We start from the raw sequence: 24,327 nt of genomic DNA, 5'->3' as shown, positions 1-24,327 counted from the left end.
TTGTGCGTCTCGGTTCCAGTAATAGTTGCATTGGAACTGAGTTAGCGTCCCGTCGAGACGGACGCCAGCAACTTCGCTCGAGGCGAGCAAGCCTCTGCTCCGAAGCGCGTCCCCGAGCGCCGTTGCAACGACGGTGCTGATAGCCTGATCCGCATGAAGCTTCTTCAGCGGGTTTCCGTAGCCCCCGCGAATGGCTCCGAACCACGTCGATTCCTCCTCTCGATCGTCTCGAATCGACCCAACCACGACGAGTGGGGTTACGCTCTTTGGCGCAACGAGTTCCGTAGTCGGCTCGTATCTGAGTTGCAGGGTATGCGTTGAACAGCCGGCCGTGGCAAGCAAAGCAGAAACCAAAGCCAGAGCGGCAACGCACCGCATTAGAATGGCCGCAGAAGACATCCGTTCCCCCAATGCCCGTTATTGGCCGCTGTTGATTTGTTTTGGGCTCAACCAATGTAATAAAAGAACGCCGGCAAGTCGAGTCTCTGGACATAACAAGCAGCCACAGCCAGCAGTGACCGCCTCCCGCTTCTTGCATTCGCCTCCGAATTTCTGACTTGAGCAAGACGGCCTAGGCACGTGCGCGCCTCTCCACCGCGTGCATCGATGTATCGCCATGGCGCGGGCTGTACACGGATCCGATGCGGTTCCACACCAACATAAACAGGAAAAATCGCCGTAACTGAAAACGTGCGTACTAAACGCTGGACTACTCTTGGACAGGCCCCACCAACCCGTCTGAGCTTAGGAGTTCTGCGTGCCTCGCGTTCTCAATTTCTACATGGATGATTCCGGGACACGCTCTCCGAATCGAAAACCCCTGACCTATAGCCGCAACGCCCGTGAATTCTTCGCCCTTGGCGGTATCTTGATCAATGAGGAGGATGAGGCAGCAGCCCGCAAGATATACGCGGAATTCTGCTCGAGATGGTCCATAAAATATCCGCTGCAGTCTGTCGAAATTCGACATCGCAGAGACCGGTTCTCTTGGCTCAACCGCGACCGACTTGAGCGGGAAAGATTTATGAGCGATCTGAGTCGAGTTCTGCTCTCGCTGAACGCCTTGGGACTAGCGTGTGTGATCGATCGCCCCGGATACGATGCCCGCTATCGCCAGCAGTATGGTCGCCAGCAGTGGCACCTGTGCCGGACTGCGTTCTCCATCGCCGTGGAGCGCGCCGCCAACTACGCACGCAGCGCGGATCGCAAGTTACGCGTGATGCCTGAGTGTAGTAACAAGGCAGATGACGAGAAGCTACTACGGTACTACAACGATCTTCGAAACAGCGGGCCGCCATTCGCAGCGGCTTCGTCTGCTCACTACTTCCCCCCTCACTGCCGCTGAGTTCCGCGAGACCCTTCATGAAATCCAGTTCAAGACCAAATCGTCACCGATGGCACAGATCGCTGATCTATACCTTATGGCCGATCGCTATCGCTGGCTATGAGCCTCGGAATCGACCATATGTCGCATTGCGAGCCTCTGGGCGCTTGATCGAGAACCGGCTTTCTGGGCAACAAATTGAGACGGGCGGTTCGAAATACAGTTGCTTCGAACTCGTGTATCGACACCAGCGCGGCGGCTAGAAACGACAAAGGCCCAGACAATGTCTGAGCCTTTGCGGCGGCCCTCTTACGAAGACCTCACGGGCGATGCCCGGTGCCAATACTACTCGATGGCTTGGCGCTGTCTAGAGGACAGGGCCATTATCGTTTTTGTTTTTCGCATAGTCCGTGCCGTGGCGAATGCGCGGCGATACGCGCGCGTGCCGCTGCGGCAACCAAATGCAGCAGTTGCTGAGCTCAGTTCGTCGCCCGGCGTTGCTCCGCAAACTCTTTCGGCGACCTGCCAGTCTCTCTACTAAATGCCGTGCTGAAAGCACTCGCCGACTGATAGCCGACAGCGAGCGCCGTCTGAGCGACCGTTAGTTCCTCGTGGACGAGTTTGTTTTTAGCGAGGGCGATCCGCCATTGCAATAGATAGTTCAGCGGCGTCTCCCCCACTACTCGCGCGAAGCGATCAGCAAACGATGATCGCGACATGCCAGCCTGACGAGCAAGCGATTCGAGTGTCCACGGATGAGATGTCTTCAAATGTATGCTCCGCAGCGCGGCCGAAAGCTGAGCGTCGCGAAGGCCCGCGAGCAAGCCGGTTGAGTGAACATCTGGTGGAACCGAACGAAGAGCTTCGACGAGGATGATCTCGATGAGGCGTGTAAGTACCAGCGCCTGTCCAGGGCGCTGCGAGCTCGTCTCACGTTTGATCAGTTCGACAATGGGAGCGACGCCACCGATTGCAGGGTCGGTTGCGCGGATGTGAAGCATCTTAGGGAGCAGGTGCACGAGCATCGATGCATTGACCGGATCGAATGCGAAACCACCACCGAGCAACGTCGCTGACGATTCCGCCGACGGATCGCCGTGCACGACCTCACCGACGTGATCCTCCGGGCGCGGAATGCGCATCGGTTTGGGCTTCACGTTCAAATCACTCGCCAGAGTGAAACCGGGCGTGATCGAAAAGAGAATGAAGTCGCCTGCACACAGCTGCGTCGCCGGCATTCCCTCAGCGGCCAGCCAGCACGATCCGTCGAGCACGAGGGCGAAACTCGGCTGACCATACGCGGGATAACGCACGCCCCATCGCCCACGTCCCTGCACGATCTTAGATAGCAGGGTCTGAGGCTTGAGCAAAGTAACGACGGCAGCCAGAGCATCCATGGTCATGGGTTGGTCATGGGTTCGGACGATCTCGAATGAATCTCAGACGAGCTCTTATAGCCGGTCCGAACCGGCGCAGCTACTGTTTCGACCACCAAGGAGACACACATGACCTCGACCGTACTGATCACAGGCTGCTCATCCGGCTTCGGCCTCGCAACCGCCAAACTGTTCCTGGCCCGCGGCTGGAATGTCATCGCGACCATGCGAACGCCAAGCTCAACGTTGTTCGATGAAAGCGAGAAGTTGCTAGTCGCAGCTCTCGACGTCACCGATCCAAACAGCATCGCCAACACCATCGCAAAGGGTGCTGCCCGTTTCGGGCGCCTCGATGCGCTGGTCAACAACGCCGGCGTCGGGCTGTTCGGTGCGGCCGAAGCCACATCGGATGACGCGATCCGCCAGGTGTTCGAAACGAATACGTTCGGTGTGATGGCTACAGCACGCGCCATCATCCCTCACATGCGAAATCGTGGCGCGGGGACAATCGTGAATGTGACATCGAGCGTCGGCATCGCGCCGATGCCGCTCGTCGCTGCATATACAGCGAGTAAGTACGCTATCGAAGGGTTCTCGGAGTCGCTCGCCTATGAACTTGGAGTATTCGGCGTGCGAGTGAAGATCGTGCAGCCTGGCCTCGCGCCCACCACTAGCTTCGCTCGCACATCCGGCGGCATAGCGCCCGGTGCGATCCCTGCAGCCTACGGAGAGTTCGCTGGTCGATATATGAAATCGATGCAGGACTATCCCACCGCATACACAACGGCAGACGACGTCGCGACAGCTGTTTACGCCGCTGCAACCAGCGACGATGACAAGCTGCGCTATCCAGCCGGCGCTGACAGCGCAATGCTTGCTGATCTTCGGCAGTCGTTACCGGAGCATGCGTTTATGGAGCGCATGCGGATCATGACCGGCGCGCGCTCAACCTGAGCGCGCACTCCCAGCTCACGGACTCAACGCACGAGCACAACGCACGCCCAGTCCAGTACGTTTGTCAGCGAACAAGCGCGAGCTGCCATAGCCAGAGGCAAAGTTGATGCCCGCAGCCGCTGTTTGCGGGTTGATGTCGTGCTCGGTGGACGACCAATACAGTCCCAGCAACAGATCCAAGTTGTTGAACTCCACCAAGTTGGCTTGGATGGACTGCTGCCCAACGCCGCACGTACCCAACTCGCAGTCTGCAGGCAGATACCAGTCCGAGTAGCCGCTGATCGTCGCCGCGCATTGACCGGCAGCGAAGTACGCACGCGGAGTCGAAGCGTAGTACGACAGTATCGTCGTCGTATTGCATGCTCCATCGAATGCACTGGTACACGGTGATGTGCTGGATTGCGCTACGCCGAGATTCTGGTAGTCAACGTCGCCGATGGATCCACCATTCCCATTGGAACTCCAGATGACGCCGCTCCCGGAAGGATTCGCCTGATCGACGGTCGCCGCGACTTTGCCACCGATGCTAAAACTCCACGCCGTCGTATCGTCGACGGCGAACAGATGACCGCTCTGATAGATACATCCGTAGCTCAACACGACCACATCGACCGCCGCATCAGCCGCATTGTCCGCACTCAGCGTCACCACACTCGGCGTCGGTGCGATGCCCGAGGTGCAGGACGATGTGGTGTTGATCCCAGGCGTCAAAGTAAGCACGCACGAATCGCCCGCCGCCAACGTCGTACCGCAAGAAGCGGGAGACACAAACGTGCCCGCAGGCAGTGCCGACACGTTGAGACTCACGTTGTCGGCGGCCAGGGAGCCCGTGTTGGTAAATGTGATAACGCGCGGTGTACCTGTGAGCGCCGCGTTCGTCGCCGTATCGTTCACGGATAGTGCGAGCGTCGACACGCTGGGCGTCAACGCAACGGTGCCAAAAGTAACTTGCACGGTGGCATTCGCGGAAACGTTCGTCAGCGAGTAGACGGATCCGCCCGTCTGCGCCAGCGAACCGTTCACCAGCCACTGCGACACCGCGTAGCTTGAGTCCGGCGTTGCCGTGAAGGCGATGCTGCCGCCCTCATTCACAGCTTGCGCCGTGCTCGGTGAGATCGAGCCGTTCGCACCCGCACTTGGCGTGACGAAGTACGTCGCAACGTTGGCGCAAGTGACGACCACGTTCGTGATAGTCGACTGCGCCGTCCCGCTGCCGTTCATGACCGAGCACGTCTGCCCTGCCGGCTGCGCAAGCACGCTCACGTTATACGTACCGCTGTCAGCAACAGGCGAAGCGAACTGGAACGACGACGCACCGGACGCGACCGTGAGATCGTCTGCACCGTTGTTTTGGAGCACGAGTCCCGTCGCAGACAGACCAGAGACGGTGCCGCCAACGCCATGTGTCGTCGCGCTACAGACGACCTGCACGTTGGCGATGTCCGCGTTGATGTTGCTGGCAGTGCCGTTGTTGACCGTGCAAGTCAACCCGCTCGGCTGGGCCAGCACGGTGACCTGATAGCCGCTGCCCGCCGCCACCGGCGTTGCGAACTCGAACGAATTGGCGTTGGCGGAAATGCTCAGATCGTCCGCGCCATTCAGCTGCAGGACCAGCCCACCGGCGCTGAGACCCGTGATGGAGCCAGCAATGCTGTGTGTCTCGGCGCTACACGAAACTCGAATGTTGGCGACCGTACTACGCACCGTGCCGGAGCCGTTAGTGACCGTGCAGATCTGGCCCGTAGGTTGAGTCGCAACGGTCACGCTGTACTGACTGCCCTTGCGAATGCGGAACGGGAACACGAACGAGTTCGCGCCCGGGGACACCGATAACGGCGTCGCGTTCCTATTGGTCAGCACCAGTCCGTTGCCATACAGCTCACTCACCTGGCCACCCAGGCCATACGACTTCGTATCGTCGTTACACGCGGCCAGCGACAGCAGTAACGCTATCGGGAGGCAGGCTCGCATCAGGGTTCTTGCTCTTCTTCCGAGAGTGCTCGACATCTTGTTGACGTCCAATTCCACGTTCGACGTCGGATTCTATGGACGCCTCGCAGCTATCGATGTGACGTAATGCGCAGGTCAGTCTCTCCGCAGCGACTGAAGTGCCGACTGTTGACGGTGCCACGGCACCAGCGGTTATTTCCATGCACTGATCTTATATACAGTTATGCGAATTGAAAGTAGCATTGGCCTCAGTTCGAAGCCTCTATCGAGGTCGTGCCGATGCAAATCTCAATCGCCGACGATCAGGCTATCCGCAGCGCGCGCATCGCTGAGACTCGCGCTCTCGGCGATCAGATCACCGAGCTCGCCGGACACATCAACGCCGGAACCTATCGATTCTTATCTCTCGTCGCCGAGTTTGACCGCCGCAGCGGCTGGAACGATGGCTCCACGCAATCATGCGCGCATTGGTTGAATTGGAAGTGCGGCATCAGCTTTTGCGCGGCGCGCGAGAAGGTGCGCACGGCACGAGCGCTGGAGAACTTACCGAAGATCTCCGCGGCAATGGAGCGAGGCGAGATCAGTTACTCGAAGGTGCGAGAGATCTCGCGAGTCGCTTGCCCTGCCACCGAAGACTACTTCTTAATGATCGCCACCCACGGCACCGCACAGCACGTGGAGCAGTTGGTTCGCTACTATCGCCACGCGAAGGAATCAGAAGAACTCACGCGAGAGGAACAACAGCAACAGAATCGCACACTGCAATATTTCTACGATCACGATGGCTCGTTGGTGGTCAAGGCGAGACTACCGGCGCAAGTCGGCGCGTTGTTCAAAAAAGCCATCGACAAAGCCGTTGAGGATTTATGGGAGACCGAGCCAGAGGCCGTGGAGTCAGACACTCCAGCTGGAACGCCTACTGTTAAATTCCTGCCCACTCGAACCAAGCGAGCCGATGCACTCGAACTGCTCGCCGAAAGCTTCCTGCAAAACGGTGCCGCGAACTTGAGCAGTGGCGACAAATATCAAATCGTCGTGCACGTCGACGCTGAGGCACTCCAAACCGGTTGCGCAGGTCGCTGCGAGATCGAAGACGGCACGCACATCGCGACGGAAACCGCCCGCCGCCTCTCGTGTGACTCAAGTGTGGTCGCCATCATTGAAGACGAGCACGGCGAACCCCTCAATGTCGGGCGCAAAACACGAAGCATCCCACCTGCCCTGCAGCGCGCCCTCCGCTCACGCGATAAAGGCTGTCGTTTCCCGGGCTGCTGTAACACTCGATACACCGACGCACATCATATTCATCACTGGGCACACGGCGGCGAGACAAAACTATCCAATCTAGTGACGTTGTGCCGCTTTCATCACCGCTCCGTGCACGAAGGCAAAGTCCAGATTTACATTCTGGATGACGGTGCGATTCGCTTCCTACAGCCCAACGGCAAAACCTTCGACAGCGTCGCGCCCAATCACAATCACCCCGTCGGCGACTGGCGCGAACTCCCAAGACAACATGAACAGGAAGGTATCGTCATCAGCAGCCGCACAGCAGTAACAAGATGGGACGGCGGCCCGATGGACTTCGGCATGGCAGTAGCCAGCCTGTTGCGTCGAACCCGGGCCGCGGCAAACCCTCCACGTGGAGAATCCTCAGCAACCAAACAATAGTACGGAGAAACGAAATTGTCGCAGCCGCTCCCTCCGGGCATCATGCAAGAAAAACGGAGCGGGCATGCCACGGAACGACGACAACGCCAGCGTGGAACAGCTGCAGGCCGCATTTCAAGGCGGCATCAGCGACCCGGTGAAGCTGCAGAACATGCTGAGGCGCCTCAGCGGACACAAATCCCAGCGTGCGAGCGAACTGCGCGGCAAAATAATCGCCCGGCTCGGTGAATTGCACGCTCCGATTCCGGAAGTGCCTCGGGCGAGCACAACCAATCACGCCAGCATGCGCCCGCCAGGCGCACCAGGGTTACCGCCACCAATACTGCCGCGAGTTAGCAATCGCACCGAATTGAACTTCGCCCCCGAGGCAACGCAGGCGCAAAAATACGTCGCCGCGCTTCAGGCCCACATCAGCGAGCTTCGGCACTCCAGCAAGGGACGTTCACGCCTCTTGACGAATGGCCGGCAAATACCCAGCGGTGGGCAGACACTGCTGTATTCGTTCGAAACCGAGGAAAGCAAAGGGCTGGTCGACGAATCCAAGGTGCAACTCGAGGTGGAGCAGGTAGTCCACGAAGCCGTCATCGCCTCCGTGCAACCCGACAGCGTCTTGCTGAGCACCTCAGCCGACCTCGGCTCCGAGTTGCCACAAGCGCGCTTATTGATGGATGACACCGCCCTGCTCAGTCAGTTGAGCGAGCGAATCGCAGAAATCGGCAATAACTTCTGGTTCAATGTCACATTGGCCGACGCGGTAGTGAGCAGCGCCCCTCGCTTGGCAGAGATTCAACCGCTCCACGATTCCGCGTTCACCGCAACGCTGGATAACTCGCAACTTCGCGGTCGCGAGCGTGTGCGAATCCAGCCTCTAACCTACATCTGGGGCCCGCCCGGCTGCGGCAAGACCTTCACGTTGGCTGAAATCGTTCGCATGGCATTCGTCGCGGGCCAACGCATTCTGATCTGCTCCAATACCAACAAAGCCGTGGATCAAGTGCTTTACGGGGTATGTAAGCAGCTGCAGACCGGGCATGCGGCGGCCCTGGATGCCGGCCAGGTGATCCGCTTGGGTCAAATCGTCGATGAGCAGCTACGCACTGATTTCGCGGACGCAATCGGCGCCGAAGCTGTCAGCAAGCGCCTCGCGCAGGAACTTGATGCACGCATTGCGGAGAAACAGACACAACGGCAGCACACGACCGCTCAACTCCGCACGACTCGTGAATGGGTCGCTTGTTTCAACGAACTTGATCGAAAGCGGCGCGGCGCTGCCGATTCATGGCGCGAATTGGCAAGTCTGATCACACGATGCCAGCAAGCCGAAACTAAGATCAAAGTCGAGCAGCGCTCACGGGCCCAACTGCATACTGAACTAAGTCGAGCGCAAGGTTTCATCGGTTGGCTGTTACACCGTTCGAAGCAGGCAATCTGGGCTGATATCCAGCGAACTGACGAAGACATTCGTAAGTGCGAAAGCGATATCGCCAAAGCCCACCAGCATCATCATGCAGCATCACTACGACACCAAGAGCACCAAACCGAGTATTACCAGCTCGAGGCAGAGCTAGCGCACATCGACGAAAGCAAGCAACGCCGTGAGCTAAAGAGGCTCGAGCAAGCTCTCCTTGACGAGATTCAAGCACTGGAAAAGCAAGTCGCGCAACTCCACGCCGAAGTCATCCGCAATGCTCGCATCATCGGCGCCACCGGCACACGTGCTTACCTAAGCGTTCGGGACATTTCGCCCGTGGACATAGTCATCATCGATGAGGCCTCGATGATGTTGTTGCCAGTCGTCTGGTTCATCGCAGGCATCGCTAGCACTCGAGTCGTCATCTGCGGCGACTTTCGCCAGCTGCCGCCCATCCTCAGCACCAAAGATTCTGCGATTCAGGAGCTCATCGGCACCGATGTCTTCGATACGGCCGGCGTTACTCAACTGAACTCGGCTGACGGACGCATCGTAATGTTGAACACGCAACGCCGAATGCAACCGGCCATTTGCGGTCTGATCTCCGGACCGATGTACGGGGGGCGACTACGCACGCTCGATGACATGGACTTCTGGGCCGTGCGCAATTCGCAACCAAAACCGCAGCCGTGGTCGGCAACCTTGACGATCGTCGATACCTCTGACCTGCATCCCGTCGAGGCCGTGGACCGGACTGGGTCGCGCTTCAATCTGCTACACGCCCTGCTGACCAGAAACATCGCGCGACATCTCCAACAAAGCGGGTATTTGCAAGACACCACGCGCCTCGCGATCATCACCCCTTATCGAGCGCAGGTAAATCTCACACGCACTCTCCTAGCGGACGCAGAAGTCGAGCACGCCCAAGTCGGCACTGTGCATGCATTCCAAGGCGATGAACGTCATACCATCGTGTTCGACATACCTGAGAGCGACGGCGCCAGGAGTCAACCCGGCCAACTGATTCGCGGCCCCGCACCGAACGACACCGGAGCCCGCCTGATCAACGTAGCGGTCAGCCGCGCACAGAGCCATCTGATCGTCGTCGCCAATCTGAGTTATCTCGACCGGACGCTACCGACGACTTCGATGCTTCGTGGCGTGTTGCACGACATGCAAGCGCATGGCGCGGTAATCCAAGCTCGAAATGTGCTGGCGCTCGGGCCAGCCTATATGGAGGGGCTCGACGGCGTCGACATAAAAGCGCTGGCGCGAGATTACGGTTTGTTCGATCAAACCGACTTCGACGGTGCACTCGCAGTCGACATCGGTCGGGCCAGACACAGCATCGCGATTTTCTCTGGGTTCATCGGCACCAAGCGCACCGACGAGCTGACCGAATTACTCGGTGCCCGCATCCAAGCCGGCGTGCCAATACGCTGTGTAACACGGCCACCGCACAGTAACCTGCCGGATAGACGCGTGGGTAAGAAAGCACTGAATCAACTCGAGGCCATCGGTTGCGTCGTCGATTGCCGGAAGCACATTCACCAGAAAGTGGTCATCATCGACGGTCACATCGTGTGGCACGGCTCGCTCAACGCTCTGAGCTATTCCCAGTACGCTGACGAACTGATGATGCGCACGGTCGGCCCCGGCTTCGCGCGGATAGTAGCCTCGCTGCTGGCCAAAGGGCGTGTTCAGTTCGAAGAGGCGCTTGAAGTCATCACCAAGGCTGAGAACCCACGCTGTGGCAGCTGCAAGACGTCCGTTCGCACTTATCTCGACCGCGTGGACGATGTCGAGCAGTTCCGATGTGAGGACTTCTGCGGCTGGCGCAGGCCGCTCGGCGGAGCACCTCGACGCAAGATGCCGCAGCCGGAAAATGTCGACACTTCACCTGCAGCATCAAGCTCGCATACCTGTCCCGAATGCGGCGGTCAAATGATCGAGCGGAAGGGCCCCTACGGCCGCTTCCTGGGATGCTCGAAGTATCCCAGCTGTAAGGGAACACTACGTGCCAACACTCAGAATCCTGCGTAAGCTGGCTGACTCTCATCCCATAACGCAAACACCCAACGAGTGAGCGACATGACCGCTGTCAGCAAAGCCATCGCCAACTTGCAGGCCGCCCAACAGCGCGCCATGGCAAGCCGACCGAAGGTCGGCGGCTTCCCATATCTCGCGGAAACGCTTCGACGCGCCGGCGTGTCGCGCAACGTGTGGTCGCTGCCTTCTTGCGAAAGTCGCTACTACACAGAGCAAGGGCCCGTCGTCATGCAAGGCACGCCGTTGCTCAGCGGTGCTGCCGACATACCGGCATTCAACCAAGTCGCACTGATCGCAGCCCTGCGCAAAGATCAAGCCGGCGAAAGCACCTTCCCCGAGTTCCTTTCAGCCACCTGGCTCGCGGGTGTAGTGAACTACGAAGTGGACTTCAACGCTCGCACCGTCACCTACTTCGGCTGCAATGACGAGCAGTACGCCGAACACTACCCAGCGGTCGAACTCAAATAATCCGCCGAAACGTTAGATTCACGCGCGGCCCGCAGGGCTGGCTCAGCTTGTTGATGCCGTGTTTCCAGTGGTGCTGAGTCGCGCCTTTCATCAGTAGCAGGCTGCCGTGATCGAGCGGCAGTTGCACCGACTTCAGATCTTTCTTGAAGCGATGTTTCAGCACGAACGTGCGTCGTTCGCCGAGGCTCACCGACGCGATGATGGGATTCTTGCCGAGCTCGGGCTCATCGTCGCTGTGCATGCCCATGCTGTCGCGGTGGTCGCGGTAGTAATTCAACAGCACGCTGTTGAACGAAGCTTCCGACAAAGCCTCGACACGACTCCGCAGTGACGACAGCAAATCGGTCCACGGCAGCGGATTCAAGGACAACCCCGAATAGGTGTAACGCGCGTCGGGGTCGCCGAACCAGGCAGCCAAACGCGGCTGCTGATGCTCCTTGCCCCAGAGGTTGATGACCTCGGTACGCCAGGGAATCTGCGAGATCAGATCTTGTAACAACAAATCGGGGTTCGCGCCCCAGTCGACAGAGGGCGAGTAGTAAATCTCGGCGTCGGGGAGGTCGACGCGCTCCAAGGCGCCGCTGGCAAATAGATCTAGAGTCACGGCTCGCAGGCTAGCTCAATCAGCCGCCAAGCGCTTGGGGATTGAGCTGCCACACAGAGTAGTTAAGGGCCGTGGCGAAACTCACCCAAAGCAGATACGGAATCAGTAACGCACCGGCGAGCGGCCGAATACGCCAGAAAGCGATCACGGTGGCGACGATCAAGCCCCACAGCAACACGATATCGACGAAGGCCGCCGCACCGAGATGCCAGGCGAAGAACAGCCAGCTCCACAACGCATTCAGTATCAACTGCACCAAGAACAATGTCAGCGCCGTCCGAGCGTGTCGAAAGCCGCCCTCTCGCCACACCAACCAAGCGGACACAGCCATCAACGCGTAAAGCACCGTCCAAACAGGCCCGAACACCGACGCCGGCGGAGCCCACGACGGCCGCACCAGCGACAAATAGAACGAACCGGCTTGAACAGATGCCACCGCACCTACGGCCGCCGCCGCGAAGCAGACAGCAAGCCAACCAGCGAGACCGAAGATCTGTTGTTGTTTGGGTAAAGGCATTCGAGAGGCTTAACGCACGAACCCCACCGTCAGTTGCGAGCTTGCCGACCACTGAGCCATGCTAGGTCGCAACCGGCCGAGAGGAACGACGCCAATGCCCCGCAAACTCTCTCCTGAGAAAACCCGAGCACGAGTGGCCGCCATCGTCGAGCGCCTGCCGGAAGGTAAGGCGAAGCCCGTGGGCGAGCACCTCAGTCTGGAAGTGCGTAAACGACGTTTCGGCTGGTACCTGGCCGACCATCATGGCGATGGCCGATTGAGCATCAGTTGCAAAGTGCCGTCGCTGCTTGCCGGGCAACTGCAGGCACTGGTGCCGAAGCAGCTCCATATTCCCAAGTATGTGGCGAGCAAAGGCTGGATCGGGCTGTGGCTGGATGTGCCCGAGGTCGATTGGGGCCAGGTCGAGTTGTGCCTGGTCGAAGCCTATCGAATGACCGCGCCGAAGCGCCTGCTGGCAACGATGTAGCGCCCGAGCTATTTATCCGACTGCACGGCCTTCTTGGCTTCTTTGGCGCCTTCCTTCACCGCTTCGACGCCTTCCTTAGCAGCCTCGCCGACGGCCTTACCCACTTTCTTCGCACCGTCGCCGACTTCGCGAGCCGCACTCTTCGCGCCATCGCCGACTTCACGGGCAGCGGTGCCGACGGCTTTGCCGACTTCACGAGCGCCCTCTTTCAAGGTCGAGTCTTCGGCCGCAAAGCCCGGCGCGGCCAGGCCAAACAGGGCCACGAAGGCAGCGATACGCAGCAGCTGGGTAGGTTTCATGGTCGTAGGACCGTGTAAATTACGATAACGACAGATGTACCCGCCCCACCCGCCTTTGTCCAGACCTAGCCCAGGCCCAGCTGGCGCCGCTCGCGTTGGTACGCAGCGTCGGCCTGCGAAATCAGCTCGCCGCGGGCTGCACCTTCGCCACCGCTGCTGGCGCCTGAGCCCCAGGCGTACCAGTAGTTGAATGCCTTCTTCCACAACCACTCGAAGGCAACAACATCGCGATCCGCGCCCGCAGCCGACGCGGCTGCCTGAAAGGCCTCAGCAACCGACGCTTCATACGGAGCATCCGGCGGCGTCCAGCGAGTCATCACAGCGACCTGTGCTTGCGCACTGTCAGTATCACCTGCACGCACCAACACGACGACGCGACTCAAGGCCGCGCGCCATTCTTTGGGATCGGTGATGAGAGCCTCGGCCACGTCAAATCCTCAGTTCAGCGGCTGAATCAAAGTGCCGCGCTTGAAGTGATCGTTGAGCCCGGGAATCGCGCGCCATAAAACATCGATACGAAACTCGCTCGGCTCAGTGGGCTGCGGCGAATCGGAAGCGACGGCATAGAAATACGCGCGCGAACGATCTTGATGTCGGTCGCTCAGCTGCGCAGTCATCCGCGTCGACAGCTCCGGCGAACCTTCCATGGCCCATTCGGTACCGTTCCATTGGAACGTGACGATGAACGGCCAATTCGGCACATCGGGCGGAGTCGCTGGGTTCAGCTCGCGAAAGCTGCGTGCAGCCGGCAGGTCACCCAGAGGGTGCACGGCCGTAATCATCTCGCCCCAATGCGAATGGATATAACAGTCGTAGAACGTGCCGTCCCGCTCGACGATAGGGCCGTCGACTTTATAAGGAACCGTGCGCACCGACAGCAGCTTACGCAACGCTGCCCGATGACGATCGGTGAGCATGCGCGGACGGTCGGCAGCGATCAGCAAATACTCGGCCACCGGCGTGCGCTGTTCGAGGCTGGTGAAACTGGCTTCAATCAGCTCGATCTGTCGCGCCTCGGACAGCGACCGCTTAATCCAACTCATGTGGCCGATCGTGAGTTGCCGATCCGGGAACTCACGCACCACGATGCGAGCGTCGTGTTTGCTGGCATTCACTTCGTGCACACCTACGCCGATTCGATACTCGCCGCGGGTGGTCCACGTGATCTGGTCGGTTCGATCCACTGCACGGCTAGTCACCGCCTTCAAAGCAGCAGCGCGTGCATCGGGTCGCCAGACGGACACCGCGAGCACTTCGGAAACCGGCCGGCTACTGCCCATCAAAAAAATCGAGCTGGGCGTGCTATCGAACGAAAACACCGCGAAGCCGTCCGCCTCTTGGGTGGCGTAGGGATCGAGGCGCGTCGGCACGCTAATGAAACCCAACTCCGCCAGCGGTTGACGCTTGGCGCCGCTGCCGCCGAAAAAGATGCCCGCGCTCGCCACCGAAATGCTGCCGACGATCAGGGCTGCGATCCAATAAAGATTCATGAGCCCTCGTCAGGAAACCAACCAAGCCAGCGCGCGAGGCGCATCGAACAACATCGGCTGCCAGGTCCACCCGGCCTCGGTCACGGCCCGCTGCAATGGACCCGTGCCCTGCTGCAAATCGACCGCTGAATCCTTGTGGAAGAAGGTGATGCCCATTTGCAGCTTCCAACTGTACTCACCGGCACGCGAACGCCGGCTCGACAAATATTCGAGCACCTTGACGCGATGATTCGGCTCATCGAGCTCGAGCACGTAGCGGTACGCGCCCGCTTCAAGCCTCGCTTTATATTCAATGAGCAGTTCCCATCGGCCATCGCTCAAGCGAGTCAGCGGCACCGACGACGAAGCCAGCGCGCCGATACGCATGTCGAGTTCGGCTGCACTCAACGGTGCGGTGGCATGAGCAGTGGCTTCCACACGGGACGCCCAAGCAGCGCCTTTGAGAAACCAAAGTGACGCAAGGATCACCAGCAGAGCGACGGCGGCACCGGCCACACGCCAGCTGTCGAACGCAGTCATCCAATTCGGCCGCACGTCCGCGGGCGTGGTGAGAACGTGAGCGGCCTGCATGCGTTGCTCGATGCTGGCGCGATCAGGGCCCGTCCACATGAACACGGCTCGCCCTACTCGTTGCAAGGCGATCTTGTCGCCGATGGGCGTGCGGGTGCCGAAGGTCGTCGTGCCATCACCCGAGGTACCGCGGGGAGCAAACATCGTCCATAACGCAGCCCCGCCAACTCGTGCCGCCTCTTCGTCGCCGAAGCGAGCGGCAACGATAGTCTCGCCGCTGTAACGAATGAGCAGCTGCGCGACCTCTGCGCCACCCAGCGCCGCCAAAAATATCGGCCGTGCATCCTGCAAACGCGCGCGCTCCACATCAGGGCCGAAGATCAGTTCCGGGCGATCAAAGCCACCGACACCCGCAATGGCAGTTTCATCGAGCGCGGGCTTTGCCTTAGGCCAAAGGGCCAGCGCCGCATGGCCTAGCAGCTGAGGCACACAGATGATCCCGAAGAACACACCGATGAAAACCACGGGCCGCAACGATAAACCGGCGTTGCGCATCAACAGGCCGATAGCGGTCAGCACCAGCGTGGCGACCAGCATGATCGCGCCGACGATGACCAGACCCAGATTGTTTTGGACGAAAGCGCCCACCTAGCCTCGCGTTGTTTTTGTTATGGCGCGGCGACTGTAGACAGCTGCGATGCGGGCTTCAAGCCCCCCCCAGTGAGGATTCAAAGCTCTATTGAGACGATGGAACTCCTGGGCCCGTTGAGTCGTGTTGTTACTAATAGGCTGGGAAGCTGCGCGCCACGCGGCCCAGCCAATCTTTCAAAGCGCCGGTGCGCAGATCCTTTTCGGGCGTCAATCCCAAGCGCACGATCACCATATCCTTCGATGGCACCACCAGAGTGTATTGGCCTTCAAAACCCTGCGCACTGAAGCCGTCGCGCTCGGGCCCGGTATCGATGTAGATGGGATACGGCCGGCCGGCACCCTGTTTCGGCGCAATCCACCACCCTGCTCCATAGATATCCGCGTTGACGCTGGTGCCCGGTGTGCGCGCGAAATCCACCCAACCTTCCGGCAGAACCCTCTGGCCATCCCAGACGCCGTCGCGCAGATAAAGCAGCCCGAATCGGGCAAAGTCGCGAGCCGATGCGTAGATCAGAGCGCTGCCATAGAGCAGACCGGTGGCATCGAATTCGGGCTGCGGATTCATGCCGATGACATCGAACAGATTCGCGTGCATCCAGGTCGACATGGCTGCGCGACGTTGGTCAGGCGATTTGGGCTTAGGCACGACAGCGCGAGTCAACGCGTCGGCGGTCAGCACGATGCCGCAAGAGTTGTAGTTCCAGTGCTTGCCCGGATCGTCTGCCAGCGGCAGCCCGGCGCAATAGTTGGCGACGTCCAAGCGTCCCGGGCCGAACAGTTTGCGAGACGCGTCGCTCTCAGCAATGGACTTGGCCTGGATCTCGAGATAGTGCTGACCATCGGTCATTTGCAGCCACTGCCGCCACGGAATCTGAGCTCGCAAATCGTCCGCGGGCCAGTGCGGGTTACCCATCGGTTTGTCGATGTTTACTTTGCCCTGCTTCACGGCGATACCCACCAACGCTTGGGTCACCGATTTGGCCATGGACCAAGACACCAATCGCATGCTGGTCGTGTAGCCAGGCGCTGCACGCTCGTAAATCAAACGGCCGCCGCGAATGATGACGACAGCACGCGTCTCGCCGAGACCGTGCGCAGGTTCGTCGAAGGCATCGTTCATCGCCGCGCGAAATGCAGCCGCATCCATTTTTTCTGGCAGCGGCCCCACCGGCCACTCAACCGTCGGCCAGGGAACATCCGGCGCCTGCGGCGGCAACGGCACCAACTGTGCATGAGCACTCGCAACGGTCAGAATCAGCAGCGTCGTCGCCAGCAGAAAGCGCAGCATCGCGACTTCCCTCAGTTCACCGGATGGCAGCCATATCCTGTTTCAAACACAGCGCGGGAAGAAATCAGTCCGCCCAGAGCGGAGGCAGTCACGGCGCCTGAAGACGCAACGACATCGAGCGAGCGCACGGCTTCAGGATCGAAGTCGGCGCGACAGGATTCGAAGGGGCGCTCTGCGACAAATAGGCAAGAGCAAGTTTGTTTGGCGAGGTAGGTTGTACCGATGCGTGCGGTCGCGAATGTATCCCTACCGCTCCACACGCCAATACCGGCCAGCAGCACCAGCACTGCGACGACCAGCTGCCACTTGCGCTTCGATCTGCGCTTCATGCGGCCTCCATGCCGTCCTGAATGGACGGGCGCTACGTTATATCGAGCGCATCGATCCTATCACTTGGCCTTCGTCATGGGCACGAAAGTGATGTGCAGCCCGCCAGGCAGCGGATGCTCGATAGCTTCGTTTCCGACATAGCCACAGACTTCATACAAACGCTTGCCGGGCAACGTGGCCATCAGCGCGAACTGGGTGAAACCGGCGGCAGCAGCTTCGGATTCGCACCGGTCGAGCAACATTCGACCCAAGCCGCGGCGTGCATGACGAGAGTCGATGAAAAAAGCACGGATGCGAGCTGCATCCGTTGCGGGGTCGAGCCACGAATTATCCCTGACCTCTCGCGTGTCGCTGCCAAACAGCGTCTTGCGTCGGCTCCAGCCACCGCAGCCGACGATCTCATCGGTGCCAGTGATGATGACGAAGTAGGTTTGATCGCGAATCAGCTGCGTATCCACGCCGAACGCGCCCAGCAGAGCTGCCTCGATTTGCGCCGGCGTGTAGTCGCCCGCGCCCAACTCTCGAATGGAGCGCCCGATCAAATCGTGCAGAAAAGGTTCGTCGGCGGTGGTCGCCACCCGTAATCGATAATCCATGGGCCTTGCCTCATCGCCTGAGGAGCGATGCTAGCAAAAGTCACGGGGTAGCTGGGGCGGCGGCCAGCAGAGCCGACACAGTGCGCTTGGAAATCCCTGCAACGGCGGGCGCAGTGGCAGCGATGGCAGCGGCATCGCCGCGACCCAAAGTATCGGCGTACTCTTCGGCGAAATCCTGCCAGTAGGCGCCTTGCACAGTCGTTGTGGACCGGCCGTCGACGTTCTGAGCAGCCTCGTCGAGCACCGCTCGAGCGTCACCGTACGACTTACGAATCAGCAGCTGAGCCTGAGTGATGTCTTTGAGCGCGCTGCGCGGATCGGTGCTGCTCCACTGCGACGGCTGAATCGCCTGCTCGGCAACGACCGTGCGCACCTGATTGAACTGGCCCGTGGGAAAGCGACGGCCGCCGCCACGAATGGCCAGCGAATCGCGAACCTGCGGCCAATCGGCTTCGGCGACGTTGAACGCCAACTCACCCTTCGCATCACGCGTCGCTCGTACGCCCATCGGAGCAAGCGCACGATCTAAGGCACCAACGATGGCAGACTCGGATTGATTCGGATCCACGGTGATGGACGTGGACTGACGCGACCAGCGCCCCACCGCGAAACTCAAGGTTTCGGTGTCGCCACTGCGTAATGTTTCGAAACTCAGGCCGCGGACCGCGAACTCTTGTTTGCCTTGAGTATCGGCGTTGAACTTGAGATTGCCGTCCAGCGTGCCGGCGCTGGCGGCCGAACGCTGCTGCCAGAACTGGCTGAACTTCTCGATGGCAGCGGCAGCATCGCCGGAGGTCAGTTCTTTGCGTAGCGAACGCAGTCGAGCATCGGCTTCGGCAAGAAACTGCAGCGCCTGCTGTGCGCCGGAGACCTGACGATTCAACTCACCGTCGTAAGTCTTCAGTCCGCCGCGTGACGAGACCGGCGCAACGGCTTCAATCTTCCCCACCGGCGCGGGAAATTCAGTGCGCTTCAGCGCAACGCCTTCGACGGCGCTGCGCGGAGTAACTTGCCTGCCGGAATCTACGACCGAGAGTTGCATTCAGCGCTAGCCGTTAGATCACATCGAACAACGACAGCTTGCTGACTTCGGCATAGGCCTTCTGAGTCGCCTGCACCGCTGTCGTGTAGCCGCTCAACTTGACGGCCGCGTCGCTGTAGTCGAGCTGCCCGAGCGTCAATGCAGCCTGCTGATTGGACAGACTGACATTGGCGTGACTGGTCTCCAGCGTCGCAAGAATATTCTGCGAGCCACCCAGACCGGCGATGCGACCGCTGATGCTCTCGATGACATCGTCGAGCCCATCCATTGCGGTAGTAATTTGTGTGCGTACCGCCGCATCGTTGACGTTGACACCCGGCGTCTGCAGCGTGGCCAGCACCTGCTCCAGCTGATTCAACAGCGTCGCGACTTCCGGTAACGAAACGTTGGCGGGCTGTGTGACTCCTGGACCGACGACCACCCGTTGAACCTCAGTATTTCCTGTGTATGTATAACGCGACCCCACCGCTGCGGTGGCATCGTAAGTCACGGTCGGCGTAGCGACGGCCGTGCCCGAAAAGATATAGCGTCCTTCAGCATCGGTGCTGTTGGTGACGTAAAACAGGCTGTCCAGCAGCGGTTGCAAGGATTCGGCCATGGCGGAGACGTCCTCCGAAGTGTTGCTGCCGTCCGCAGCCCAAACCAGCAGATCGCGCGCGCTCAACATGTCATTGGACATGCTGCTGAGATAAACCTCATTCTGAGTCAGGCGAGCCTGCAGAGCGCCGATGTTGTCGCGATACTGATCGAGCGCCGCTTCCTCGCGATACAAGCGCGACATGCGCACCGTGGTCACCGGATGCTCCGACGGCAACGAATACTTTTCGCCGCTCGCCATCTTTTGCAGAATGTCCTCGAGCCGCGAGGATGCCTTCTGCAAGGCGGTGTTCATGGTGGTGTGGAATTGGGTGCTAGCGATACGCATGCGGACGCCCTCCTCAACCCAGTAGCGCCAGCGTGCTGTCGAACAGCTCGTTGGCGACTGCGATCACTTTCATGTTGGCCTGATACATCTGCTGGTATTGCATCAGGTTGATGGCTTCTTCGTCGGTATTCACGCCGCTGGTGGATTTCCAGCTTTCTTCCGCTTGATTCCGCACGGTCTGCGCTGTATCCATCGCGGCCTGATTCTGCTGACTGGTCATGCCCAGCTTGGCAACCAACTGTGTCGAGGCATCCGCCAGCGACACCGAGCCGAGTCCGGTCAACGTCACCGACTGAGTGCGGATGTCGATCAATTCCAGCAGGTTATCGCTGTTGCCGGGCGCGGTCGCATCCGCAGAGAAAGCCAGATCGCTGGCCAGAATTCCGCTGGTAACGCGCAACGTGCCGGTCGAAGTGGAGGCATCGAATTCGAACAGCGGCGTGCCAGCCGTGCCGTCGGGCTTGAAGCCAGCCGCCAACTGAGTGTTGACCGCGTCGGCCAACTGCTCGGCCATGTCGCTAATGGATTGGATCATCGGCACCAGCGTGTTGGCTTCGTAATCCTCCAAGCCGCCGAGCTCACCGCCCAAGCCGGTCTTGGACAAAATGAACGTTTCGTTGGCGAAGCCCACTTGCAACGTTTGCGAACCGTCGGGATTGGTAACCGCACTCATCGTCGCGGCACGTGCGCCAACCACTAACGGCTGACCGCCGCGCAACGAGATGCTACGCGTGCCATCGGCCTGTTCGACGACTTGCAAAGCCACCAGGCCGGACAACTCATCGATCTTGTTGTCGCGCGCATCGATGAGCGCCGACGGATTCACGCCGGTGCCTTGAGTCGCGGCGATCTGACGGTTCAGTTCGGCGATGTCTTTGGACAGGCCGTTGACCTGGGTAATCGTGGTCTGGCGTTGTTGAACGACAGCCGCGCGCTGATTCGACAACAACTGCGTGAGGCTGTTGAAGCGCTGCGCCAGCGCATCCGCGGACGTGATGACCTGTTGTCGTAGCGGGCTCGACGTCGGATCGACGCTGGCGGCGTTCAACGCGCTGAAGAACGCATCCAAACCGCTATTGATACCTGACTGCTCATCGCCCATCACTTGCTCGAGCTGAGTCAGGTACGGCTGCGCGGTGGTGCGCTGGCCAAGTTCGGAAGCGGCGTTCCACAACTGCAAACTCTTGTAGCCGTCGCTGAAGCGCAGCAGCGCTGGCACTTTCACACCGCTACCCGCGCTCAGTGCGCCAGACTGCAGTGGCTGCACGGACGCCAGCAGGACACCCTGGCGCGTATAGCCCGGCGTCATCACGTTGGCAACGTTCTGGCTGGTGGTGGCCAAAGCCGCCTGTGCCGCCATTGCGCCCGAGAGTGCGTTATAGATGATGCTCATGCTGGATTGGAAAGCGACCAGCCGCGCCCAACAATTAAGTGCCTGCCCAGTTATTTTTTAAAGGTTATTTACTGGCGGGCAGCAGCTGACGCACGATCACGTCGGCGATACCGAACGCGCGCTGTTGCGACATCGCGTCGGCAAAGGAAGTATCGGCAAAGTCGAGCATGTCGCTGTGACTGTTGCTGCTGTAGACGCTGTCTTCGCCGGCGATTTCACGCGTGGCGCTACGCATCTGACGCAGCATCTGCGAGATGAAAAAGCTTTCGAACTTCTCGGCGGCCTGCTGAACTTTGGCGCGATAAACAGCGTCTTCGTCCGGAGTCGCAGCGGTCGACGCAATGGCGGTGACGTTCATGCCGGGCTCTTGAATGAAATCAGATGACCGTCAGCTCGCCTTCGATGGCACCGACTTGATCCAACGCCTGCAGGATGGCCATCAAATCGTCCGGTGTCGCACCGGTGCTGTTGACCGTATCGATGATGGCTTGCAGGCTCACCCCTTCCGGCCACTGGAACATGCGACCTTCGTCTTGCGTGACCGACACGTCGGACTGTGGCGTCACTACTGTCTGACCTTGGCTGAACGGATTCGGCTGGCTTACCTGCGGCGTCTCGCTGATGACCACCTTCAAGCCACCATGAGAAATCGCCGCCGAGCGCACTCGCACGCCTTCGGAGATGACCACCGTGCCGGTACGCGAATTGAACACGACTTTGGGCTGGGACGTGCCCGTGTCGACCGGCAACGTTTCCAAACCGGCGACGAAGGCGACGCGCGCGGTCGGGTCCATCGGCGCGATCACTTCAACGCTCGTAGCATTGCGGGTGGTGGCGACAGAGCCATAGCGCTTATTGATGGCTTGCACGATGTTAGTGGCCGTCTGGAAGCTAGGCAGCTTCAAGCTGAGCAACACGGTTGGGCGAGTGTCGAAATCGGTCTCGATCTCGCGTTCGACCGTGCCACCGTTGGGCACGCGACCCGAGGTCGGCGAATTCACAGTCACGCTGGAGCCGCTCGCCCCTTGCGCCGACAAGCCGCCGACGACCAGGTTGCCCTGAGCGAGTGCGTAGACTTCCGAGTCCGCAGCGCGCAGCGGTGTGAGCAACAACAAGCCGCCACGCAGGCTCTTGGCGTCGCCCATGGAAGAGACCGTAACGTCGATCTTCTGGCCCCGTCGATATCCGGGAGGAAACACCGCGCTGACCATGACAGTAGCGACGTTACGTAACCGAGGGTCGGTGCCTTCGGGCAACTTCACCCCAAACTGTTTCAGCATGTTGGCGACCGACTGGCCGGCAAACTTCACCTGAGTGCCATCGCCGGTGCCTTGCAAGCCGACCACCAGGCCATAACCTAGCAACTGGTTTTCACGCACGCCTTCGACACTGACCAGCGAGCGCAACGGCTTGGTGGCCGACGACGGCACATTGGCCTCGGCCGGCACACTCAGCAGGCCGATGGACAAGACCAACGTCAGCGCCCCCAGTGTTCGTCGAAGTGCAAGTCGTTGCATGAACATGCGTCAGGTCCTTAGAACGGCATCCACGGACTGCTGAAGAAACGTGTCAGCCAGCCCGCCTGATTGGAATCGGCCAAACTGCCGCGACCTGAATAGGCGATGCGTGCATTGGCGACTCGCTGCGACGAAATCCGGTTCTCGGCATCGATATCCTCGGCGCGAACGAAGCCGGAGACTCGCAAGAACTCCTCACCTTGATTCAACAGCAAACTTTTCTCGCCATGGACCCGCAACAGGCCGTTCGGCAGAACTTCCTGCACGATCACCGTCAACGCACCCTGTAGCGCGTTCTGTTGAGTGCTGCTGGCGCTGCCGGAGAATTCTCGATCCGCCGAAATGCTGGTGTTCGCATCGATGCTGCTATGGCCGATGGTGAAGTTGGGAATGTCTACGCTGCTGCTCTTGCCGAGGCTGGTGTCGGCGCTCTTGCGAGCCTGCGTGGTTTCCAGCAAGACCACCGTCAACACATCGCCCGGCCGAAACGCACGCACGTCTGCTACCAACGCCCAAGGCCGCTCTGCTGTGAACACGCCGCCGCTGGTGCCTTTCGGCAAAGCCGTGAACTCGGGAACCACAGGCGGTTCTTCCGCCGGCTTCTGCCTCGGCAGCATCGAGCAGCCGGACAACAGCAGCGTCGCAGCCAACGCGAACAGCGGAGTGCAAGAGCGGCGAACGTTCATGATCATTACCGCACGGCCTGCGCGAGGTACTGGAGCATGTTGTCGGCCGAGGTCAGCACCTTGGTGTTCATCTCGTAGGTGCGTTGAGCGGCGATCATGTCGACCATCTCTTCGACCACCTGCACGTTGGAACCTTCGAGCGCGCCCTGCTTGAGCTTGCCCAGGGCGTCCTGACCTGGAGTGCCTTCGTTGGGCACGCCGCTCGCAACAGTTTCCTGATACAGGTTGTCGCCGAAGGCCAGCAGGCCAGCGGGATTCATGAAGTTCACCAGCGTGATCTGGCCGACCTGCGCCGGCTCGGTCTGACCCGATATGGTCGCGGACACGGTGCCGTTCTCGCCGATGACCACGTTGGTGGCGTTGGCAGGAATGGTGACTTCGGGCGCAATCGGCATGCCGGTCGCAGTGACCAAGCGGCCTTCATCGCTCACGGTCAACTGACCGGCGCGCGTGTAAGCGAACTCGCCGTTGGCCTGTTCGACCTGGAAAAAGCCCTGACCTTCGATGGCCACGTCGTAAGTCTGGCCGGTGGTCTGCAGATTGCCGGTGGTAAACACTTTCTGCGTGCCCACCAAGCGCGTGCCGTTGCCGAGCTGCACACCAGACGGCAACACTGTGTTGTCGTCGTTGCGAGCCCCGGGCGGACGCTCCACCTGATAAAACAAGTCGGCGAACACGGCGCGATCGCGCTTGTAGCCCACGGTATTCACGTTGGCCAGATTGTTCGCGATGGCCTGCAGCTTGGCATCCTGTGCCTGCACGCCCGTCTTACTGATCCACATTGCCGGATTCATGGGAGCTCCAAAATAT

General features: G+C 60.0%; 24 protein-coding genes. 6 read left to right on the top strand and 18 right to left on the bottom strand.

Features of this window, described 5'->3' with window-relative positions:
• Positions 1-781: 781 nt before the first annotated feature.
• Positions 782-1,345: a DUF3800 domain-containing protein gene (locus JNL55_RS37340; protein ID WP_415923005.1), complete on the top strand. Its 564-nt coding sequence runs from the start codon at positions 782-784 to the stop codon at positions 1,343-1,345.
• Between the two features lie 458 nt (positions 1,346-1,803).
• Here JNL55_RS37340 and JNL55_RS03945 read toward each other — a convergent pair whose 3' ends face one another.
• Positions 1,804-2,727 carry an AraC family transcriptional regulator gene (locus tag JNL55_RS03945; protein ID WP_293849549.1) on the bottom strand — a complete coding sequence of 308 codons (924 nt, stop codon included), beginning with the start codon at positions 2,725-2,727 and terminating at the stop codon, positions 1,804-1,806.
• A 102-nt stretch (positions 2,728-2,829) separates the two neighbouring features.
• Here JNL55_RS03945 and JNL55_RS03940 point away from each other — a divergent pair, with 102 nt between their 5' ends.
• On the top strand, positions 2,830-3,654 hold the full coding sequence (locus JNL55_RS03940) for an SDR family oxidoreductase (RefSeq protein WP_293849547.1): 825 nt from the start codon (positions 2,830-2,832) through the stop codon (positions 3,652-3,654).
• A 15-nt stretch (positions 3,655-3,669) separates the two neighbouring features.
• On the opposite strand, the gene JNL55_RS03935 is transcribed toward JNL55_RS03940, so the two are convergent.
• Positions 3,670-5,625 carry an InlB B-repeat-containing protein gene (locus tag JNL55_RS03935; protein WP_293849545.1) on the bottom strand — a complete coding sequence of 652 codons (1,956 nt, stop codon included), beginning with the start codon at positions 5,623-5,625 and terminating at the stop codon, positions 3,670-3,672.
• A gap of 258 nt (positions 5,626-5,883) precedes the next feature.
• Here JNL55_RS03935 and JNL55_RS03930 point away from each other — a divergent pair, with 258 nt between their 5' ends.
• The 3 genes from JNL55_RS03930 (at position 5,884) to JNL55_RS03920 (ending at position 11,203) form a co-directional block, all read left to right on the top strand.
• Positions 5,884-7,275: an HNH endonuclease signature motif containing protein gene (locus JNL55_RS03930; RefSeq protein WP_293849542.1), complete on the top strand. Its 1,392-nt coding sequence runs from the start codon at positions 5,884-5,886 to the stop codon at positions 7,273-7,275.
• Between the two features lie 64 nt (positions 7,276-7,339).
• Complete coding sequence (locus tag JNL55_RS03925) at positions 7,340-10,729, top strand: AAA domain-containing protein (RefSeq protein WP_293849539.1); 3,390 nt, start codon at positions 7,340-7,342, stop codon at positions 10,727-10,729.
• Positions 10,730-10,777: 48 nt separating this feature from the next.
• Complete coding sequence (locus JNL55_RS03920) at positions 10,778-11,203, top strand: DUF1398 domain-containing protein (protein WP_293849536.1); 426 nt, start codon at positions 10,778-10,780, stop codon at positions 11,201-11,203.
• Here the strand turns inward: JNL55_RS03920 and JNL55_RS03915 are convergent.
• Positions 11,196-11,807, bottom strand: a complete 612-nt coding sequence (locus JNL55_RS03915) for an alpha-ketoglutarate-dependent dioxygenase AlkB family protein (protein WP_293849533.1) — start codon at positions 11,805-11,807, stop codon at positions 11,196-11,198. The genes JNL55_RS03920 and JNL55_RS03915 overlap by 8 nt on opposite strands.
• A gap of 19 nt (positions 11,808-11,826) precedes the next feature.
• Positions 11,827-12,324, bottom strand: coding sequence for a TspO/MBR family protein (locus JNL55_RS03910; RefSeq protein WP_293849530.1), 498 nt, complete (start codon positions 12,322-12,324; stop codon positions 11,827-11,829).
• 94 nt (positions 12,325-12,418) lie between these two features.
• Here JNL55_RS03910 and JNL55_RS03905 point away from each other — a divergent pair, with 94 nt between their 5' ends.
• On the top strand, positions 12,419-12,790 hold the full coding sequence (locus JNL55_RS03905) for a hypothetical protein (RefSeq protein WP_293849527.1): 372 nt from the start codon (positions 12,419-12,421) through the stop codon (positions 12,788-12,790).
• Between the two features lie 8 nt (positions 12,791-12,798).
• On the opposite strand, the gene JNL55_RS03900 is transcribed toward JNL55_RS03905, so the two are convergent.
• From JNL55_RS03900 to flgG, 14 genes are all read right to left on the bottom strand, one after another.
• Entirely contained in the window at positions 12,799-13,089 is a 291-nt protein-coding gene (locus JNL55_RS03900; protein ID WP_293849524.1) for a hypothetical protein, read from the bottom strand.
• Between the two features lie 65 nt (positions 13,090-13,154).
• The gene (locus tag JNL55_RS03895) at positions 13,155-13,517 is read right to left on the bottom strand and encodes a hypothetical protein (RefSeq protein ID WP_293849521.1); all 363 of its coding nucleotides are present in this window, start codon (positions 13,515-13,517) and stop codon (positions 13,155-13,157) included.
• A 9-nt stretch (positions 13,518-13,526) separates the two neighbouring features.
• A complete protein-coding gene (locus JNL55_RS03890; protein WP_293849518.1) occupies positions 13,527-14,579 on the bottom strand; it encodes a hypothetical protein in 1,053 nt (350 codons plus the stop codon).
• Between the two features lie 9 nt (positions 14,580-14,588).
• Positions 14,589-15,737 carry a hypothetical protein gene (locus JNL55_RS03885; protein WP_293849515.1) on the bottom strand — a complete coding sequence of 383 codons (1,149 nt, stop codon included), beginning with the start codon at positions 15,735-15,737 and terminating at the stop codon, positions 14,589-14,591.
• 133 nt (positions 15,738-15,870) lie between these two features.
• On the bottom strand, positions 15,871-17,028 hold the full coding sequence (locus JNL55_RS03880) for a serine hydrolase domain-containing protein (RefSeq protein ID WP_293849512.1): 1,158 nt from the start codon (positions 17,026-17,028) through the stop codon (positions 15,871-15,873).
• A gap of 11 nt (positions 17,029-17,039) precedes the next feature.
• Positions 17,040-17,357, bottom strand: a complete 318-nt coding sequence (locus JNL55_RS03875) for a hypothetical protein (protein ID WP_293849509.1) — start codon at positions 17,355-17,357, stop codon at positions 17,040-17,042.
• A 60-nt stretch (positions 17,358-17,417) separates the two neighbouring features.
• A complete protein-coding gene (locus JNL55_RS03870; protein ID WP_293849506.1) occupies positions 17,418-17,954 on the bottom strand; it encodes a GNAT family N-acetyltransferase in 537 nt (178 codons plus the stop codon).
• Between the two features lie 40 nt (positions 17,955-17,994).
• Positions 17,995-18,996 (bottom strand): hypothetical protein, encoded by a 1,002-nt coding sequence (locus JNL55_RS03865; protein WP_293849503.1) that lies wholly within the window; start codon positions 18,994-18,996, stop codon positions 17,995-17,997.
• A 13-nt stretch (positions 18,997-19,009) separates the two neighbouring features.
• Complete coding sequence (flgL, locus tag JNL55_RS03860; RefSeq protein ID WP_293849500.1) at positions 19,010-19,921, bottom strand: flagellar hook-associated protein FlgL; 912 nt, start codon at positions 19,919-19,921, stop codon at positions 19,010-19,012.
• 13 nt (positions 19,922-19,934) lie between these two features.
• Complete coding sequence (gene flgK, locus JNL55_RS03855) at positions 19,935-21,314, bottom strand: flagellar hook-associated protein FlgK (RefSeq protein ID WP_293849498.1); 1,380 nt, start codon at positions 21,312-21,314, stop codon at positions 19,935-19,937.
• A 64-nt stretch (positions 21,315-21,378) separates the two neighbouring features.
• Positions 21,379-21,672, bottom strand: a complete 294-nt coding sequence (locus tag JNL55_RS03850) for a rod-binding protein (RefSeq protein ID WP_293849497.1) — start codon at positions 21,670-21,672, stop codon at positions 21,379-21,381.
• A gap of 19 nt (positions 21,673-21,691) precedes the next feature.
• Positions 21,692-22,837 carry a flagellar basal body P-ring protein FlgI gene (locus JNL55_RS03845; RefSeq protein WP_293849495.1) on the bottom strand — a complete coding sequence of 382 codons (1,146 nt, stop codon included), beginning with the start codon at positions 22,835-22,837 and terminating at the stop codon, positions 21,692-21,694.
• Positions 22,838-22,848: 11 nt separating this feature from the next.
• Positions 22,849-23,517, bottom strand: a complete 669-nt coding sequence (gene flgH / locus JNL55_RS03840; RefSeq protein ID WP_293849492.1) for a flagellar basal body L-ring protein FlgH — start codon at positions 23,515-23,517, stop codon at positions 22,849-22,851.
• Positions 23,518-23,522: 5 nt separating this feature from the next.
• Positions 23,523-24,311 (bottom strand): flagellar basal-body rod protein FlgG, encoded by a 789-nt coding sequence (gene flgG, locus JNL55_RS03835; protein ID WP_293849490.1) that lies wholly within the window; start codon positions 24,309-24,311, stop codon positions 23,523-23,525.
• Between the last annotated feature and the right edge of the window lie 16 nt (positions 24,312-24,327).

It is taken from the genome of Steroidobacter sp. (genome assembly GCF_016790065.1).
Lineage (GTDB): Bacteria > Pseudomonadota > Gammaproteobacteria > Steroidobacterales > Steroidobacteraceae > Steroidobacter.
This window is presented reverse-complemented; position numbering and strand designations above follow the sequence as displayed.